Genomic DNA, 18,299 nt, shown 5'->3' with positions numbered 1-18,299 from the left:
CCGCCTGGCCGCGGGTGACGGATCAGTGGTCGCGCCCGCGGTCGGCGACGGTGCTTTAGCTGGAGCTGGCGGCTTCCGAGGACTGTGCAGCAGACCCAGCAGAGCGACGCCGGCGACAACCAGCAGAACGGTGCTCAGCAACAGCAGACGCGGTGAGCGTGGGGTGGGGGTCACAGCAGCCGTGCTCCCCCCGCGTAGCCAGACATGGCGTTGACCGAGTCGAGCCGGACGACCGTGCCCGGGCGAGCTGCGTTGATCATTTGACCGCTGCCGACGTAGATCCCCACGTGGTAGATCGTGGAATCGCGTCCGGGGGCGTAGGCGTAGAAGACGAGGTCGCCCGGCTTGAGGACGCCGGTGCCAAGACCGGCGGGGAGGCGCTGGCCGACACCGGCCTGCGCGGCCGCCGTGCGTGGCAGCCTGACGCCGGCCTTGGCGTACGCGTACACGGTCAGGCCCGAGCAGTCGAAGCCCTTGATACTGGCGCCGCTCTTGCCGCTGGGGGAGCAGCAGATGCCGTACGACTTGCCGCTCGCGTTGCCGCCGCCCCAGGAGTACGGCACCCCGCGCTGGGAGAGCGCCGCCTCGATGGCAGTACGGACCTTGCCCGAGACGTTCTTCAGGCCCGGGTCCTTGGCGGCCGCCGTGTACTGATCGATCCAGCCCAGCACGTTGGCGACGTACTCGCTTGAGTGGTTGTACTGCAGGATCGCGGCCTTGAGCTGGGCACGCTTGGTCAGGTCACGTCCGTTCCCGCACAGGTAGATCGCGGCGCCGAGCGCGGCGTCGTCGGCGTTGTGCGGGTCGGCGGTCTTGTCCCCGTTGCCGTCCTTGCCCACCGACTCCCAGGTGGAGGGCATGAACTGGAAGGGGCCGACGGCCCGCTCACCCCGCGAGGTGCCGTCCCACTTGCCGCCGTCGGTGTCGGGGAAGACGGTGGTGTTGCCGCCGACGCCGGAGCCGTTGAGAAGCACCCCGTAGATCTTCGGGCGGATGTCGCCGTTGCCAGCGATATTGCGGCCCACCGCGTGGTTGGACTCGACCTTCGCGATCCCGGCGAGGATCGGCCAGCGCATGCCCTGACACTTCGCCACGAACGTGCCGACATGCTGGACCGCCTTCTTGTACGCGGTCAGCATCCGCGGCGGGATGTCCGCGGCGCTGCCGCCCTCGGCGATCCCCCCGTCGTCCTGAGCCCCCGTCTTCAGCGCGACGTACGTGCTGATCGCGTTCCCCACCGGCGCGGCACAGCACACGGCGGCGAACATCAGCAGCGCCACGACACATCCCCACCGCCTCTTGCGGCGTGTCGGCGGCCTCACTCGTCCTCACCGTCCTCGGTCTGCCACCTGTCCCGCACCTGGCGCAGGCGGCTTTGCCGGTCGGCGTCGGAATCGGTGTGCCGCAGCAGCTCACGCATCCGCTCTCGTGCCTCGTCCCGCGGGTTGCGCGCGGTTCCGCCTTCGGGACGAGCCGGATTGCCGAGATCGGACCGAGGCACTGGGGACGGGCGTCGGGGTGGGAGCGGTGCCGGTGGCGTGGTCGCGGGACCGTCCGCTGGCGGAGCTGGCCGCGCTGGGGGAGCGGGCCGCGCGGGCGTAGCCGGGCGTGGGGAGGTGGCAGGTGTGGCTGCGGTCGGCATGCTGCGGCCCGTGAATGGCCCGGGCCCGCCGCGGTCGTCTCTGTTCTCCCGCAGGACGCGGGCCACGTGCCGGCTCGTGTCGCCCCAGGCCCGGCCGTCCTCACTCCAGGTGTTGCCCCACACCTGCACCTGCTGGCGGGCGTCTTGGGAATAGCGCGACCCGCCTGACCGGGCTCGGCGGACGTTGGCCGGCAGACCTACCGTCGCCCCATACGCCATCCGGCCGCTGCGGTTGAGGATGCGGTAGCCGCGGAAGCGGACCAGCCGGTTGTGGGCCCGGGTCGACAGTAGAGTGCGGTCGCTGTTCTGGTCGTGCAGTACGCGGCCGGTGTTGCGGTCGACGACCTGCCCCTGGTCGTCGCGGTACCGGTCGGGCGGCCCCGAGGGCCGGATCGGACTCGTGCCGCCGAGGCCACCGTCCCCACCGTCCGACGGGCCACCCGCGCCGGGGTCCCCCTCCGCGGTGGGCTTGCGCCACTTGGCCAACTGCTCCCGATCCGGACGGCGTCCGATCAGCAGCCAGTGGGCGCCCTTGGCGCCGAGCCGTGCGCCCAGCCCGCCCATGGCCGCGGCCGCGGTCAGCGGGGCCAGCCCGCGCCCGGCTTCGGCGGTGGCGTCGGCGAGGAGACCGCCGGTGTCCACCGGCATGCCGGCACCGTCGGCCAGCGAGGCGAGTGCGCCCATCAGCCGCTGCCGGGTACCGAGCAGCCCGAACCTGCCGATACCTCCGCCGGTGAAGGCGCGCAGCCCTGCTCCGTATCCGCCCATCGCGGCGGGGGAGTTCATGGCGAGTGCGGCGCCGAGTTCGGAGGTGTCGCCGGGCATGTGGGTGCCGCCGACCTTGGCGTAGCGCATCCGTATGGCCATGCGCCGGCCGAAGGAGGCGATCCCGGTCAGCAGTCTGCGGTGCCCGGCTGCACCGGCGATGGCGAGGACGTCGATGAGCAGGATCCGCTCGACCATCAGGTCGGGCCCGTTGGTGATGGTGGCGTCGATGGCGATCCCGAAGAAGGGGATGAACGCGCAGATCCCGACGACTGCCAGGACCGCGATCCCCCATATGGACAGCCACTTCCACACGGACTGGCGCGCCGGGCCGGGCAGCATGCCCGCGACGAAGGTGACCCCGCCCGTGGCCGCGGCCGCGGCGCAGACTCCCTGGGTGCCGAGTAGCACGATCGCGCTGGAGAGCAGCATGCCGCAGATGAACAGCGCGGCGATCAGCAGCAGGAAGGCTCCGCCGACCCGCCACCAGGTGGGCTTTTCGGCGTAGGCGGCGCACGACTTGCCGACCGGGCCGGCCTTCTTCATATCGGAGAGGAACGCGGCGAAGGCCTGGTCCTCGTCGGTGACGATCGCGTTTGTGGCGTCCAGCAGTTCGCCGCCCGGCGTCAGCGCAGGCAGCCCGTCGCTCTCGCAGACCTTCTTGGCCTGGCCGTCGAGCAGTGCGCAGTTGCCCCCCTTCTTCTTGTCGTCGACGTCGCGCTCGCAGAACTGCTTGCCCGGCCCGTGGATCAGCCTGCAGGGGTCGTTCGCCTTGTCCGCGCTGTCGCTGGTCGAATTGGGCAGGTACCCGCCGGTGACCCACTTCAGGTGGACGGCGTAGGCCTTGCGGTCGGCAGTCTTGGCGGGGTCGAGGATGCGCCCGTACTCAAGGAGCATGTACGGCTTGACGATCAAGGCGTTGGTGACCGAATCCTGGATGGGCCGGGCCACTTCTGTGGAGGAGACCGGTCCTTCGCCTTCCCGCTCCTCGCACTTGATCTCGGCGTTGCCGGCCATGCCCGCGCACGGGTCATAACTGGCGATCTTGCCGCCCCAGTCGTAGGAGTTGACACTCTGCTGCGCGACCTCGGCAGCCACCTGCTGGGACTGTCCCAGCGGCCCGTCCGGGCCGAGCAGGGTGTCGGGGCGGATGAGAGCCGAGGCGGCGAACGCGGCGATGAGCAGGGTGAGGAAGATTTCGCCCAGACCGCGGCCGACCCGGCCACGCACGATCATGAATCCCGCGAACACGAACGCCCAGGCCAGCAAGAGCCCCTTGATCCCGAGCGTGTCGACGACCACCGTGTCGTAGGTGTCGGCGACCTTCTGTGCCGGGTGAGTGAGGAGCTTGAGCAGCGGGAACCGGAAGGCCACTTCGATCGCCCAGCCGGCCAGCCCGACCAGCAGGCGGATCAGGGTGAACAGCCCGGACAGGGCGAAGGCGAGGGCCTGCGTCTTGAAGGCGACGATGGAGCCGCCGGAGGCGTTCAGGTCGTACCCGTCGATCGGCACCCCCTCGGAGGAGGTGATGTTCAGCGGGACGAGCAGGTCTCCGGTCTCGCTGTTGCTGCCGGCCGCGTACACGACCTGGGTGTTCACCAGGAGGAACACGCCGGTGAGCAGCACGACGAAGCCGGCGGAACGCAGGGTCGCGCGGTCTGGACGGAACACGTCAGCGCCGCCTTTGTCCGGCGGCGGACCTCAGCCGCCACACCACGAGAGCACTCACACCAGCACCGGCGGGCACCAGCCCCCATGCCCCGCCGGCTACATCCCGATGACCCGCGGAGGCGGTGGTTGTGGCGCCTCGCTCGCAGTACGCCTTGGCCGGGCCCACGATCAGGGCGCAGGGATCACGGTGCGCGGCGTCGGCGGCGAAGGCCTGTCCGGTGTGCGGCCACCACGCCTGCGGCACGCCCGCCCCGAGGGCGAGCACCATCGCGGCGACGACTACGGCGATCACGGTCAGGACGCTCACGGCGGCGGCGACGCGCCGCGAGCGGTCCCACGACAAGGTGGTCATCAGACGGTTTCCTTCGGACGGGTCTGTGCGGCCTCACCGGCGAGCGGCTCCAACGCGGAGGGGGAGACCGTGTTCGTGCGGCGTCCCGGCGTGGTGGTGATGGAGGTGGTGATGCGCGGGATGCGGGGGATGGAGACCTTGATGCGGCCGGTGTTCTGCCGCGGGCAGGTCAGCAGAAACTCGCCCTCCCGGCCCTTCTGGCCGACCGGGGACAGGCCGGTGGTCACCAGGCGCAGCAGCTCGCCGTCGTTCGGGTCGAGCCCGACGAACTCCAGGCCGCGGCGGGCGCGTTCACGCTCGGCGGTGCGGGCGAGTGCCCGGTAGGCCATCAGGCCGCGGTCGGGGCCGAGTTCTTCGGCGTCGTGCGAGCCCGCCAGCAGGCCGGCGCCGTGCTTGCGGCCGTCGTGGAGGATCTCGTGGACCAGGGCCGTGCCTTCGGCGGAGGAGGTGAGCCAATACAACTCGTCCAGAACCACCGCGTTGAACCGCTCGGGATCCTCGAAAGCGGTCTGCCGGGCGATCGCGGCGATCAGGTAGAGCACCGCCCGGCCGATCAGCGCCTCCAGCGGCTGCTGGTGCAGGATCTCGGGGTTGGCGAAGGCAGCCTTCGGGGGCAGCTTCAGACCGGTCGTGGTGATCACGATCATGTCGGAGGCGCTGGAGGCGTCCAGCCGCACCGGCGGCAGCGTCGGGTCGAAGACCATCCTCGCCAGAGAGCTGGTGGCGACGACCCGGATGAGGCCGGCGAGAGTGGAGGCCGCGTCCTTGCGCTTGCCCACCTCGCGCGCGGCCATCTCCTCGACGACCTCAAGGACGCGGTGCATGGACGGCTCGGGACTGGCGGCGGCCTGCTCGACGGCGTGGTGGAGGACCTCGCCGTTGGTGCTCATCGGGCCGATGCCGAGCTGCAGCGTGAGGTAGGACAGGGCGTAGTGGCGGCCCTCCGGGCCGTCGAACATGCGCAGCGGGTCGATGGACACCTCGGCCTGGGCGGCGTCGATGATCTGGACGCGGCCCTTGGCTGCGGTCCGCGCGAAGGTGGCCCACTCGCGCACGGGGGTGCGGTCGATGCAGATCGCGCAGCCGCCGCGCGCCCACACCGCCTCCGCGATCAGCTTCTGCAGCACGCTCTTGCCCGCGCCTAGATCCCCGACGATGCCCATTGATGCGGACGCGTCGACCTTGGGCGCGTCCGCCACGTTGATCATGACGGGGCGGGTGGTGCCGCAGTCCAGGTCGATACCGAGGAACATCCCGTTGGGGTCGCCGACCTCCGCAGCGGTGAAGGCCCCACCCAGTGCCCAGTCTTCGGAGACCTGGTGCTGGGTGAACTCCCGTACGACGCCGGGCCGTACGGTGCCGGGCAGGCCCAGGGTGAACAGGGCCTCCTGCAGGCCGGCCGGGCGCACGGCCCGGTAGTCGGCGCCGCCCAGCAGCGCGGCCAGGGCGCGGGCCCTCGCGTCGCAGATGGCGGCGGTCGGCCCCCACACCGTCAGCACGGTGACGGACTGCACCTCGACCTCCACGCTGGTGCGGGAGAGGCGGGCATCGAGCTCGCCCAGGTCGCGGGCGGCCTCCGTCAGAGAGGCGGGCATGCCAGTGGGGCGGGCGTCGTACTGGTCGGCCTGGTCGATCAGTTCGTTCTTCTTGCGCCGCACCTGGTCGCGTGCCTTCTCCGCGGGCACCAGGGTGAGGTCGACGGTGTAGTCGACAGGGAAGTCCAACATCTCCAGCTGGGCGAACAGGTCGGCGGCGTCCTGGCTGACCGCGGGCGGGCACTCGGCCAGCGCCAACTGCGCCTGGTAGCCCACCCCGTGGTCGGACTCGACCTGCAGCCAGCGCCGCCCCAGCGGCGACCCGGTGTTCACCCGCCACCAGGCCGTGCGGCCCGACCGCGTGATCCGGCCCGCGCTCTTGAGCTCGTCGACGTCGTCGAGGTCGGGGTCGATGCCGCCTTCCTGCAGGCGCACCTGGCCGAGGTCGGCGTAGCTGGGGGAGCGCAGCACCCCGTCCCGGAGCTGCCCGCCGTACATCTCGCTGGTCTCGGCCTCCGCCAGCAGCGGCTCGGCCAGGCCGCGGTGCAGGGCGTGCTGGATCATCCACACGATCTCCGCCGGGCGGGCCGGACGGAAGGCGATGCCGCCAGCGAGCGCGGCCTCCACCCGCGAGGCCTGCTCGCGATACGCGTTCACCTCGCGCCGGGCCACCGGCGCCGGCCGCATGCCCAGCATCGGCGCGACCTCGGCCCACGCCGCACTGAGGGACGCCGACACCTGTAGGCCGCCCGTTTCGGTCTGCAGGGGCACGGCCAGCCACAAGGTGCGGCGGTGCATCTCCTGGTCGTCCAGCAGGTCGAGGGTGGCCTCGACGTTCTCCACCCACGGGTGTCGGCCCCCACCGGGTGCCTGCTCGGCCGGCTCGATGCCCTCGATCATCTTCAGGGCGATCTCACCCGGGTCAACCTGCGCGCACATGCCGTACAGGCGCGGGGCCCCGGACAACGAGCGCACCAAGTGCGTGATCTTTGCCAGTTGTTCGTCGCGGACGGCCGCAGGCACGTAGGTGCCCTGAACGGTCTCCTCACGGCGCCCCTGAGCGTCCGGGCCCGGGTGCAGACGGTAGACGGCCCACACGCTGCCCTGCGTCGACCACACCAGATGCCCGGCGATGTGACGGATCGGAACCCTCACCGCGCACCCCCCTGCTGGGCGAGTGCGAGCAGCTGCTGCACGCCCGACACCGGCCCCGCGGGAGCAGCTGGCTGTGTGCGGCGAGGTGAGGACGGGCGGCCCGCGGCCGGGCTCGGGCGCGGCGCCCGGGCAGGACGCTGCTTAACCGCACGGGCGGGTGCGGCGTGCACAGCGGGGTGGGGAGCGGGAGCGGCCTCGATGGTGAAGCCGCCGAGCATCGGGTGCGGAGCGCGGTCGCGGGCGGCCCGCCCGCCGATCCGCCCTCCCCGTGGCTGCCAGCCAAGCAGCACCCAGCCCAACGCGGCCTGCATCGTGGCACGGCCCCGGACCTTGGGACGGCGCACCATCCAGATGACCAGGACCCACCCGACGATGGGGACCGGCCCCATCCACGACCACCAGCCGATCGTCTTGACCAGGAGGAAGCCGCCGCCGACGGCGACCGCGATCTGTGCGGGCGTGTACGGGCCGAGCGGGATCTTCCAGTCCGCGACTTTGCCCAGCACCCACGGGTGGCGGCGGGCGGAGGTGTAGAAGCGGCCCACCCGTGCCGCGGCGGCCGCGCTCACAGCCAGCCCCCGACGCCCGGTGAGTGGTCACGCGAGGCTGGGAGTTCGGACCGGACGACCCCGGGAACGGCGGGCGCGCCCTTGGACGGGTTCTTCACCTCGTCGGTGAACATGTTCGCCAGGTCGTTGCGCGAGTTGTACAGACCCAGGGCGATCACCATCAGGAGCAGGGCGCCGATCCCCGCCTTCAGCGAGAATTTCTGGATCATGATGACGACGACCAGGCAGATCAGGCCGGCCTGCAGACCCTTCGTCGCCCAGTCCTTGAACATGGTGATCCACGAGTTGCCGAGGTCGTCCAGCTGCCCGGCGAGCATCAGGCTGTGCACGGTGTTCATCGCCCGCCCCCGTCCTGGGCCGTGCCGGACTCAAGCGCGGCGACTTCCCACCGGCCAGAGCGGGCCTTGAGCGTGAGTTCGTATGCCAGCGGCCACCGGCCGGTCGCGTCCCGGGCTTCGACCGAGGCGAGGATGTGCACCGTCGTGCCGTCCGCCGGCACCTGCTCGGCGGCCGCGGCCTCCTCGATGGCCAACACCTGCTGGACGGCAACCGCCTTGTACGGGGCGGGGGAGACGGCGGTGAGCTTCACGCCGGGCGCGAGGTAGCGGTCGACCTCGCCGGCGCCCGTCAGATAGGCGGTGAGGAACTCTCCGACCGAGGACGACAGATCACCGTCCGGGACGGTCACGGTGTACGGCGACTTCGGCACCGAGGCGCGGGCCGGGCCGGCCACCACGCCGGGCGCACCGGTCACCGTGAACGACGAGCCTGCGCTGTCGGAGGCCACCGGCACGGCGTAGTAGCGCACCGATCCGCCTGCGTATTGCGCAGCCACCGTCACCGACCACGCGCCGGTGCCGCGTTGCGCACTGCGCACTGCCGTCACCGACTGGGGCGCCGATTGCGCATCGGCGGCCGGGTCGGGCAGTTCGACGTCCGGCGCCATCGACTGCGCAAGCCGGGCCTGCGCACTCGTCTCGTCTTTCGCGTCGCTGCGCAGCCACGCGCCGATGAACACCTGCGCATAGCCGCCCGGGTTGTTGGCGGCCGTCGCGGTGCGCACGGCGGTGAGCTTGGCCGCGGGGGCCGCTGCGACCGTGGTCGGGGCGGAGGTGACGGCGAGGCACAGGGCGATGGGACCGGCGGCGATGACGGTCCAGACCGCCACCCGTGAAAGGCGTACTCGGCGGCGCATCGCCTCCAGCCGGGCGCCGGCCGCCATCGGAGCAGCGGCCTCGATCTGTGAGGCCTGCTTGCCAGGGGACATGGTCAAACTCCCAGGTCAGAACGGTTGTTGCTGACCTCGAGAAAACCGGGCGACCTCGACCCGACCACCGACCATGAACCCCCGACCATGGTCACGATGGGGACACGAAGTCCGTGGTCGGGGCCATGGTCGGCCCGACCATGGCCCCGACCACGGGTCAGCCGGGAGTCGGCGACAGGCCATCGCCTCAGGCGTTGGTCCCCGCACCGGCGGCCGCTGCGCGATCACCTGCCGCCAGGCCACGGGGCCCGGACATCGATGCGCAGACGGAAGCCGGCCGGGCCGAGACAGACTCCTGCGCAGTGCGCCAGACGGACCTGCGCAAGAGAAGAACAGGAGTCTCGGGGCGACTGCGCAGCCGACCCGGCACAACTCGACTGCGCAGGATCCTCAGGCCGGTTGCGCAGCCCGATTGCGCAACGCCCGTCCGAGGCTGCGCAGTCGACTGCGCAATCACCGAGCGCCCGGGCTGAAGGCGCCGTGGTCGGCCCGACCATGAGCCCGACCATGGCAGCTAGACGGCTCCGTTGCCGGATCGTGACCGATGGCCGGGGCTTGTGGCCGTCAGCGTGGTCGGGGTCGGCGGGTGAGCTGACGGCATGGATCACACGCACGCCCGCGCTCCCAGGATCGACGACCGCCTCGCCTCGGCGGGCGCGGCGCGCTGCCCTGGCCGCCGCGCACGGGCCGCGGTGGGAGCACGGCGGTGAGCCGCTTCGGGGCAGGGGTCCGCCGGGGCGTGATGACGGCCGACCAGTTCACCCAGATCGCCAACGGCCTCTTCAGGGACTCGAGGCTGTCCTACAAGGCGAAGGGTCTCTTCGGATACGTCAGCACCCACCGGGACGGCTGGCAGGTCACCCTCGACCACCTGGTCGCCGTCGGCCCCGACGGGCGAGAGGCGGTTCGCGCCGGCCTGAAGGAACTGGAACGGTACGGCTACCTCATCCGCGAACGCCTGCGCCGCCCGAACGGAACGCTCGGCGAGGTCGTCTACTCGATCACCGACCGCCCCGCCACCCTCGACGTCGCCCTCCTCGAAGCCGCCTCCACCCTCACGATCGAAGACGAGACGGGCTCCGGGGCGGGGATCCGGCGCGGGGTGATGGCGGCCGATCAGTTCACCCAGATCGCCAACGGCCTCTTCAGGGACTCGAGGCTGTCCTACAAGGCGAAGGGTCTCTTCGGATACGTCAGCACCCACCGGGACGGCTGGCAGGTCACCGTCGCCGAACTGGTGCGCCGCGGCCGGGAAAGCGTCGACGCAGTCACCACGGGTCTCAAGCAGCTGGAGTGGCACGGATTCCTCTACCGCACCCGCGAGCGGAACCCCGACGGCACGCTCGGCCAGGCGCTGTACTTCATCACCGACCTGCCCGCCCTACAAAACCCCAGGTCGCGACCAGAGTCGGGTTTTCCAAGATTGGCTGAGCCTACGTTGGCTGATCCCGGCACTAAGAACACCAACAGAAAGAACACCACTCAGCAGAACACCAGACCCCTCCGTCCGTGCCGCGGCGACGCGTCGCGAGCACATGGGCGGACGGACCGGTCGGACACGCCGACGTCCCCGTCGGCCGCGCCCGCGGCGGATGAGATGCACCCGGGGATCCGGCTGCTGCTCGAGCTCGGGGCGGCCCGCCCCGAGCTGCTGCTGACCGGGCAGGCGCTGACCGACCAAGGCCGCGTCGTGAGCGTGATGCTGGAATCCGGCTGGAACGCTGAGCAGCTGCGGCACGTCATCGCCGCGAGGCCCCTGCCTCATCAGGTGCGGACCACGGTCGGCGCGATCATCGCGGCACGGCTGCGTGCCGCCCAGGCCTACCCGCCTCCCGCTCTCGCGGCCGATCACCGCGACGCACTCGTGTGGGATGACCCTCCGGCGCAGTCGATGACCGGCTCCGCCGCCGCGCGCACGGTGAGCGAGGCCCTGACCTACCGGGCCCTTGCCGAATGTGCCGGCTGCGGCGTTCCAGGAACCGCCCCCGGCGAGGACCTCTGCCCGGCCTGCCTCGGCTGGCCGCTGTGCCGCACCTGCCCCGGCCCCACACCCCGGCGCGCTCACCCCGACGGCGATGGCCGCTGCACCACGTGCGCCTCCGCCCTGACCGCACAACCGGAAGGACTCAGCCCGTGACAGCCACGTGTCACACACCACCCCTGGCAGCGGCCGGGCACCACGAGCGCCCCTTCACCGGCGATCCGGGCCGGTGGGAAAGGGAACGCTCCCGTGCCCTGCGGACCGGTCACGTCCGCGACCACACCTGCGCGGCCGCCTGCGAGTTGGCGCTCGTCCATGAGCGCACCCGGTGGGGCTGGCTCGCCTGGACCGTCCCCGGCGACGGCAGCACGCCCGAGATCCCCCACCGGATCGCGGTGCTCGCCCCCGGCGCGACGCGTACGCAGCGCCTTGGCTTGCGCTGGCTGGCCCGGCGCCCCGCCCAGCGCATCGCCTCTGACAGGGCCTGGTCGCTGCGGTTGTCCGCCGCGGCCGTCGCGCTCGTCAGTCTGGTTGCCGGCCTGGTCGCCATGCGCCACGGGGCCCCCGTCGACGTCGCCGTGCCGGCGATGCTCCTCGCCCCGCTGCTCGCCGAGCACCTGCCCGAGCGGCTGGACAGCCAGGCCCGCGAACACGTCCACACCGTCGAAGGCGACGACGCCTGCCGCTACCTGCAGCGCCTCGCCGCCCTGCACACCTCGCTCGTTCAGGCCGCCGCCGGCAGCGACCGCTACGAACTGCGCCGTGCGGCCGAGATCGGCCACCACCTGCTGTGGGACGCCGCCGGTCTGCTCCAGGGCCGGGACACCTGCACGGTCTCAGACGGCCTCGTCGCCCGCGAACGCCTGATGCTGCAACTTGCCCACCAGGTCGCTCAGATCATCCAGCGCACCGCCGACGAGGACACCACCGCCAACAACGTCCAGGCCCGCGACCTCGCGCCCCTCGACCGGCATTCACCGAGCCTCGAGCCGACGACACGGCCCCTGACCGCCCCATCACCTTGGAAGGGAACCCTGCTCATGCCCCAGCCCGAATCCGTCCCGGCCGACCGCACCCCGGATGTCTATCTCCTCTTCGCGCACGAGCCGTACTACCCCGGCCCCGGAACCCAGGAGATCAACACCACTTTGGTCGCTGCCGACTCGCTGCTCCACCCGCAGGTGCGCCAGCCCGACGGCGCCCGCATCCACGACCTCCTCACCCAGGGAAGGCAGCCGGGCGAGATCATCCCGCTGGCCACCCTCACTCACGAACTAAACGGCGGCGCCGACTGGCCGACCGTGGGGGACTGGGAGAGCGTCACCATCGACCTGCTGCAGCTGGTCCGCGACGGGGACTGCGATGCCCTCAGCCTCGGCCTGCCCGAGATCGCGCGCGCCCTCGTCTGCACGGGCCCCCACAGCCACGTCCGCGCCTATGACGCCGCGACCGACGACGTCGTTGTCTACGGTGCTTCGGAGCGCGCCGCGGTCCTGGACGAAGTCGGCATGTTCCTCACCGGCATTGCCACCGAGCAGCCCTTCTGGCCGGGGGACAGCCTCCTGCCCCCGCTGGCGGGCTGGCGCGCCTGAGGGCGATCAGCCCGGCCGCAGCGAGGGGAGCAGGCCATGTTCGGATACGAATCGCGAGCCGTCTGGGCAGAACTGCGGCGCATGCTGCATCGGCTCGTCCACTGCCCGTAAATCCCGCCCGCACGTGGAACGCCCCCCGCTGACGACACCGACCACGCTGCCCGTGGGGGACGATGCGGACAACTTCGTGCGGGCTCACCGAACTCGCCTGACGGCACGGGGCCCGGGCATCGCCATTACGACCCTGGCCTCTCCGCGCGCGCGTGAACTGCCCGGTCTCTCGAACCCGGCCAGGCGGGGCAGGTGTTGAGCTGCCGGGCGCGGGGTTCGCCAGTCGAGGAGTTGTTGCCGGGTGCAGCAGACAGGCCGGCCCGCCGTTGCAGCGGGGGGCCGGCCCTGTTCCTGCGGTGTCCGGACCAAAGGACGTCCGCTGTGGCCGGTCCCGTAGAACCAGACCGCCCTCCAGTGTGGTTGATCCACTGCCGGTTGGTGGGTGCATGTTGTTGCACGATGCGTTCCGCAACAATGCGAACCCCGCGCCACCTGGAGAAACGCTTGTCACTGTGTCGTTTTGGAGGGGAAGGCACGCGGGGTCTGGCTGGGGCGCGATGGGTGTTGCACAGGTCGGGTACCGTCCGGGAGTCGACGGACGGGCAGGGGCGGGGAGATGTTGCGAACACGCGGTCCACGTTGCTGATGCCGAGTTAACTGTGGTGCTGCGGTGGTCGATTGGCAGAGGCTTTGAGACAGACGCCGAGGCCCGGTGAAGGGTTGCAGCCCTTCACCTGTGTGTACGGCCTGCGGCTGACCGCATCGAAGTCCGGACCGAAGGAATCCACTGTGAACTCCACACAGCACTCCGTCGTAGGGGAATGCGTCCTCGTGCCACCGAGCTGGCGGGTGGGCGTGTTCGTCCTGATCCAGATCGTGGTGGTCGTCCTGGTGGCGGCCGGCTACCCGCCGCAGACCGCGCTGGCCTGTGCGGCCGGTGGTGGCATGGCAGCTGCGCACGTGACCGCCCGGCTGTTCGCCGTCTCGCTCCCGGCTCGGGAGGCGTGATGGGCCCGGCGGACCACAAGAGCAGCCCAGGGCATCCGGGCCGCCCGCTCGACCCGCGCAAGAACACCGTCCAGGCATTCGCGTGGGCACTGGTACGGATACGCACCCACGCTCACCTGACTCTGGACCAGCTGGCCGAGAAAGCACACTTCAGCAAGCACACCCTGTCCCGGGTGACCAACGGAGAGACTCTTCCCGGCCCAGACCGGCTCGAGGCGTACGCAGCGGCGTGCAAGGAGAACGTCGGTCAGCTGCACGTCGGCCAATGGAAGGAACTGCGCGACCTCGCGGAGCAGACCGTCGCTCAGCCCGGCGACAAGAGCGTGCTCGGGCGGTTCGCCGACGCGCTCGTCTCGGCCTGCGAGGTGCTGCCCGACGCGGACCGGAAACAGCTGGGATCGGCACAGGAGCTCGTCAGCGCATGGGCACCCGAGGACCCGCCGTGGTGGCGCCGGCGGCCGGTACTCGTGGCCGGCGGGGCCGTATTGACCGTGACTGTGGTGACGGGCGCTCTTCTCGTCGCGTGGGAAGGGCCCGGCAACAAGGGGACGGCAGGAGCGGGCCTCTCGTCCTGCGCCAAGCCCACGCAGACGCTGCGGATCGCGTCCTCGACCGACAAGTCCGCGACCCTCACCGACCTGGCCGCGGACTACGGGCCGAGGCTGAGCCATGGCCAGTGCGTGCGGGTCGCGGTGGACAGCATCGACTCGGGCACCGCCATGCGGGCCCTGGCCGACGGCTGGAACACCGCGGCCGACGGCCCGAGCCCGGACGTGTGGTCGCCCGCCTCGCACGTGTGGCTTCAGATCGCCCGCCACCGGGCGGTGAAAGCCCAGGACCGTGACCGGCTGCCGGAATCCGCCGACGCCTCGATCGTCACCAGCCCGCTGACCATCGCCATGCCGGAGCCAGCCGCGAAGAAGCTGGGCTGGCCGGACAAGAAGATCAGCTGGCAGGACCTGGCCGGCCTGGCGAACACGCCCGGCTTCAAGCTCGGCAAGACCAACCCGGAGACCTCCACCTCCGGGCTGAACGCCACCTTCGCCTCCTTCTACGCGCAGACCGGCACCAGCAGTGAACTGACCACCCAGAGCCTGCACGACCAGGCGACCCAGGAGAAGGTCCGCGCGATCGAGAAGTCGGTCCTGCACTACGGCGACACCACCCTGACCTACCTGGCCAACCTGCGCCGCTACGACGAGGCCGGCCAGGCGGCCGCCTACGTCTCCGCCGTCACGGTCGAGGAGAACAGCGTCGTCGCCTACAACATGGGCTACCCCTGCGGCGTACAGTCCCGGGAGCCCGGCTGCGGCAAGACCAAGAAGCCGCCGAGCACCAAGCTGGTCGCCTTCCACCCCACCAACGCCGACGGCGTCGGCACGATCTACTCCGACCACCCCTACATCACCCTCGGCGGCCTGTCCGCCGCCAAGAAGGACATCGCCGCCGACTTCCGGCACTTCCTCACCACCTCCCAGGCCGCCCAGGATGCGTTCGCCGCCGTCGGCTTCCGCACCCCTAAAGGAGGCCTCACCGCCCGCATCACCCCCGCCAACGGAGTCCTGCATGAACGGCTGCCGGACGCGCTGGGCGAGCCCTCGGACGAGGTCCTGGACCAACTGCTGACCGTGTGGCGCCAGCTACGCAAGCCCGCCAACGTGCTGCTGCTCATCGACACCTCCGCCTCGATGGACCGCAACGCCCAGGGCAAAGAACGCGTCCCCGGCGAGCCGAGCAAGCTCGACCTCGTCAAGAAGGCCCACGGCGCCCTGCTCGACGGCTTCACCGACACCGACAAGGTCGGCCTGTGGCACTTCTCCGACCAGCACACCACCGACGATCCGATCGCCCGGATGGACAGCACCGGAAAAGACGGCACGACGCAGCGCCAGCGCCTCGAACGCGATGTCGACGCCCTCAAGAAGGACGCCGGGACCGCCCTGTACGCCACCATCGACGACGCCGTGAAAAACCTGCGCGACCACTACGACACCACCGCCATCAACGCCGTGGTCGTCCTGACCGACGGCTGCGACCAGACCGCGCCGGGCGGACCCGGCCTCGAAGAGGTCACCGGCAATCTCGGCGACCCCGACGAACGCCCCGTACGGGTCTTCACCATCGCCTACGGCAGCGACGCCTGCCGCGACAAACTCCAGGACATCGCCACCGCCAGCCACGCCCGCGCCTACGACGCGAAGGACCCCAACACCATCGACAACGTCCTGACCAACGTCATCTCCAACTTCTGAATCGCAGCACGCGGACGTGGCCCCGAGCACCGCTCGGGGCCGTGTCTCTTGCACCGCACTTGAGGCCGGGCGCCCGGAGCTGCCTTCCGTGTTGGTGACGGGCCAGCCGCGGGTGCTGACGAGTCGGCTCTCACCGCTCGATGACCGCCACCCGGGCATACGCTTCAGCAAGCTCTCTGTCAGGGCGTGCCGTTAACGAGCGGCGAAGCAGGTGACACGTAGCCCGCCAGTAGCTCTCGGATCGAAGGTTGGCCCCTCGCCGTCGAATGCGGCGTGGGGCCGAGCTTCTGGGCTCACCTCGGCGATACCCGGGACCCGCCCCCAGGCGCGAAACCGCCTGTCTTCGCCGTCACTGTATGAGGCATTTCCCGCGATTGAACCGTTTGACCTGGAGTGCCAGGCTAGGCATGAGGTTATGGGGAGGCCGACATGAAGAGACTGGTGATCCTCCTGGTGCTGCTGTTGGTGGCTGGCCTTGCAGCATGCAGTACCTCCGGCAGCAAGAGTGGGGCGTCATCGAGCAGCCCGGCACCGAGCAAGACAACTAGCTCACCATCTCCGAGCAGCAGCTCACCGCCTCAGGCAGGAACCCGGGGCAAGCAGCCGCCCATCCAAAGCGGCGACTGGCGGATGGACTCAATTACGGTGCGCGACGATGGGCTAGGCGATTTCACTGGCCGTGCGCGGATCACGTACACGGGAAGTAGCCCCAGCGGCGGCACCAACACTTTCACGGTGACAGTGTTCAAGGGCGGAAAGGACATCGCCACGCTCGACGGTTCGGCGAACGACGTGCTGCCCGGTCACACGACCACTGCCGAGCTGGTCTCGACCGACCATTTCGTGGCTGGGCCGTACACGTACGACTTTCAGAAGGGCTTCTGACCCGTCCCACGTGCAAGAGGCGCCCTCGACGTCTAGGTGCTCGACCGCGTACCCGGCCACTGGTCGTGTCACCTGCCGTGGCTGTCATTTCGACCTGAGTTCGCGAGTCACATGGCGCGCCTTCGCGTGAGCACCGTGAGAAGTGGTGTCAGTGGCTGATTCTGAAGTGGTGGTCTGAGGGCCCCAGACGGTCCGGCCATCGCCTGGCGGGCATCCCTGGTGACCATGGTCTGGCTGCTCAGTAGGGCTCAGCACCGATCGTGTGGCGATCGGGTGTGGGCGGGGTGACGCCGGGCAGGTTGATCTCATGCGACCTCCTCAGGCCCTGGTCCCCGGCATGGGCAGACGCCCGGTGACGCGCAGCACGAGGGCCAGGAAAACCCCGGTCCCCTGGCCGACTTGCCGGTCGGCGAGCAGGCCGAGTTGCTGTATGAGGAGACGGAGCAGCTCAAGCAGGCGTTGGAGCGGCGGCCGGTCATTGACGTGGCCCGCGGTGTGCTGATGGCGACCTGGTCGTGCACCGAGGAAGAGGCGTGGCAGATGCTGGTCAGGGTGTCTCAGCACTCCAACACCAAGCTGCACGACGTGGCCGAGGCCGTGGTCGCGGTCACGCAGCAGGTGCCGATGCCGGCCGATCTTCAAGACCACCTGGCGGCGGCGGTGGCGGTATGGCGCGCTCGCCGAGCTGACGGTGCGTAGGGCGCGGGTCTGCGGGTAGTCGGCTTGGGCCGGCGGGAGGCGGCGCAGCGCCTGGGGAGGTCCGGCGCCGTCTCCCGCCTCCTGGACAGCGCGAAGGCCCTCGGCCGGGCCGAGGACATCGAAGCCCGAAAGGCGGCGGGGCCGCCCACCGTGTGAGGGTGTGCGGCGCCGTTTCGGGGGTATTCGCGGGCCGTTAACCGTTTGCTGAGGACGAAGGTGGCGGTGCGGCTCGGCGATGTACCAAGACGACTATCAGCCGCTGGTCAGCCGGCCGATCCTGTCCGCCGTGGCCTTCGAGGGCAGCGAGCCCATCGCGGAGGCCCGTCATGCCGCGCGCCGGTTCATGACCGAGGTGCAGGCCGCTTACGGGATTCCGGTGTCGGAGCGTGCGATGGGCCTGGTCGAACTGGTGGTCAGTGAACTAGTGACCAACGCCTACAAGTACGCGCCCGGACCGTGCCTGCTGGACCTGGAGATCGACGGCGGTGCCGTTCAGATCAGCATCTGGGACAGCGACCCGACCCTGCCGGCGGCCTGCCCGACCGATCCGGGACGCGTCGGGCAGCACGGCCTGGAGATCGCGATGTCGGTGAGCCGCAGCTTCGAGGTGCGGCGCGAGCCCGTGGGCAAACGCGTCACGGCTGCGATCGTGCTGGCGGACGATCCCGGCGGGGATCCGGTCGGCCGCCTGATGTGACCGAACTTGTCGGAACCTGCGATGAAGCCCCCGGCGCTGACCCGTACAAGGGGGTCTGCTCGCGGACGGCTCGACAAGCGAGTGAAATCCCGGCCTCGCGCATCCCGGTGGACGAGGAAATCGAATCCTGGGACGTGGGCCGGAACACCGTGGTCGGGCGGATGCCCGCGTGGGCGGT

At 70.5% G+C, this 18,299-nt stretch carries 14 protein-coding genes; 7 read left to right on the top strand and 7 right to left on the bottom strand.

Annotated features, from left to right (window positions below; all coding sequences use genetic code 11):
- Positions 1–170: 170 nt before the first annotated feature.
- Genes ACFY1E_RS30130 through ACFY1E_RS30100 form a run of 7 tightly spaced genes read right to left on the bottom strand, consistent with a single transcriptional unit; the run spans position 171 to position 8,956 of the window.
- On the bottom strand, positions 171–1,280 hold the full coding sequence (locus tag ACFY1E_RS30130; RefSeq protein ID WP_389081171.1) for a C40 family peptidase: 1,110 nt from the start codon (positions 1,278–1,280) through the stop codon (positions 171–173).
- A gap of 38 nt (positions 1,281–1,318) precedes the next feature.
- Complete coding sequence (locus tag ACFY1E_RS30125) at positions 1,319–4,078, bottom strand: hypothetical protein (protein ID WP_389081169.1); 2,760 nt, start codon at positions 4,076–4,078, stop codon at positions 1,319–1,321.
- Position 4,079: 1 nt separating this feature from the next.
- Positions 4,080–4,430, bottom strand: a complete 351-nt coding sequence (locus tag ACFY1E_RS30120; RefSeq protein WP_389081166.1) for a hypothetical protein — start codon at positions 4,428–4,430, stop codon at positions 4,080–4,082.
- Positions 4,430–7,120 (bottom strand): ATP-binding protein, encoded by a 2,691-nt coding sequence (locus tag ACFY1E_RS30115; RefSeq protein WP_389081164.1) that lies wholly within the window; start codon positions 7,118–7,120, stop codon positions 4,430–4,432. The genes ACFY1E_RS30120 and ACFY1E_RS30115 overlap by 1 nt, the downstream gene beginning before the upstream one ends.
- Complete coding sequence (locus tag ACFY1E_RS30110) at positions 7,117–7,689, bottom strand: hypothetical protein (RefSeq protein ID WP_389081162.1); 573 nt, start codon at positions 7,687–7,689, stop codon at positions 7,117–7,119. Before ACFY1E_RS30110 ends, ACFY1E_RS30115 begins: the two co-directional genes overlap by 4 nt.
- Positions 7,686–8,027 carry a hypothetical protein gene (locus ACFY1E_RS30105; RefSeq protein WP_389081159.1) on the bottom strand — a complete coding sequence of 114 codons (342 nt, stop codon included), beginning with the start codon at positions 8,025–8,027 and terminating at the stop codon, positions 7,686–7,688. Before ACFY1E_RS30105 ends, ACFY1E_RS30110 begins: the two co-directional genes overlap by 4 nt.
- Positions 8,024–8,956 carry a conjugal transfer protein gene (locus tag ACFY1E_RS30100; RefSeq protein WP_389081157.1) on the bottom strand — a complete coding sequence of 311 codons (933 nt, stop codon included), beginning with the start codon at positions 8,954–8,956 and terminating at the stop codon, positions 8,024–8,026. The genes ACFY1E_RS30105 and ACFY1E_RS30100 overlap by 4 nt, the downstream gene beginning before the upstream one ends.
- Positions 8,957–9,662: 706 nt before the next feature.
- Between ACFY1E_RS30100 and ACFY1E_RS30095 the strand changes: the two genes are divergently transcribed.
- The 7 genes from ACFY1E_RS30095 (at position 9,663) to ACFY1E_RS30065 (ending at position 18,121) form a co-directional block, all read left to right on the top strand.
- Entirely contained in the window at positions 9,663–11,093 is a 1,431-nt protein-coding gene (locus ACFY1E_RS30095) for a hypothetical protein (protein WP_389081154.1), read from the top strand.
- Positions 11,090–12,529, top strand: coding sequence for a hypothetical protein (locus tag ACFY1E_RS30090; RefSeq protein WP_389081152.1), 1,440 nt, complete (start codon positions 11,090–11,092; stop codon positions 12,527–12,529). The genes ACFY1E_RS30095 and ACFY1E_RS30090 overlap by 4 nt, the downstream gene beginning before the upstream one ends.
- An 840-nt stretch (positions 12,530–13,369) precedes the next feature.
- Complete coding sequence (locus ACFY1E_RS30085; RefSeq protein WP_389081150.1) at positions 13,370–13,588, top strand: hypothetical protein; 219 nt, start codon at positions 13,370–13,372, stop codon at positions 13,586–13,588.
- The gene (locus ACFY1E_RS30080; RefSeq protein WP_389081147.1) at positions 13,588–15,840 is read left to right on the top strand and encodes a substrate-binding domain-containing protein; all 2,253 of its coding nucleotides are present in this window, start codon (positions 13,588–13,590) and stop codon (positions 15,838–15,840) included. The genes ACFY1E_RS30085 and ACFY1E_RS30080 overlap by 1 nt, the downstream gene beginning before the upstream one ends.
- A gap of 429 nt (positions 15,841–16,269) precedes the next feature.
- Complete coding sequence (locus ACFY1E_RS30075; protein WP_389081145.1) at positions 16,270–16,725, top strand: hypothetical protein; 456 nt, start codon at positions 16,270–16,272, stop codon at positions 16,723–16,725.
- 399 nt (positions 16,726–17,124) lie between these two features.
- On the top strand, positions 17,125–17,424 hold the full coding sequence (locus ACFY1E_RS30070; RefSeq protein WP_389081143.1) for an ANTAR domain-containing protein: 300 nt from the start codon (positions 17,125–17,127) through the stop codon (positions 17,422–17,424).
- A 235-nt stretch (positions 17,425–17,659) separates the two neighbouring features.
- Complete coding sequence (locus ACFY1E_RS30065) at positions 17,660–18,121, top strand: ATP-binding protein (protein WP_389081141.1); 462 nt, start codon at positions 17,660–17,662, stop codon at positions 18,119–18,121.
- The last annotated feature ends 178 nt before the right edge of the window (positions 18,122–18,299 follow it).

The sequence above is a fragment of the Streptomyces sp. NPDC001604 genome (genome assembly GCF_042893475.1).
Classification (GTDB): domain Bacteria; phylum Actinomycetota; class Actinomycetes; order Streptomycetales; family Streptomycetaceae; genus Streptomyces.
This window is presented reverse-complemented; position numbering and strand designations above follow the sequence as displayed.

Bases quoted from the DNA above. Each gene is read 5' to 3' on its own strand.
- ACFY1E_RS30120 (WP_389081166.1), bottom strand. From the start codon at position 4,430: ATGACCACCTTGTCGTGGGACCGCTCGCGGCGCGTCGCCGCCGCCGTG.
- ACFY1E_RS30105 (WP_389081159.1), bottom strand. From the start codon at position 8,027: ATGAACACCGTGCACAGCCTGATGCTCGCCGGGCAGCTGGACGACCTC.
- ACFY1E_RS30100 (WP_389081157.1), bottom strand. From the start codon at position 8,956: ATGTCCCCTGGCAAGCAGGCCTCACAGATCGAGGCCGCTGCTCCGATG.
- ACFY1E_RS30080 (WP_389081147.1), top strand. From the start codon at position 13,588: ATGGGCCCGGCGGACCACAAGAGCAGCCCAGGGCATCCGGGCCGCCCG.
- ACFY1E_RS30075 (WP_389081145.1), top strand. From the start codon at position 16,270: ATGAAGAGACTGGTGATCCTCCTGGTGCTGCTGTTGGTGGCTGGCCTT.
- ACFY1E_RS30065 (WP_389081141.1), top strand. From the start codon at position 17,660: ATGTACCAAGACGACTATCAGCCGCTGGTCAGCCGGCCGATCCTGTCC.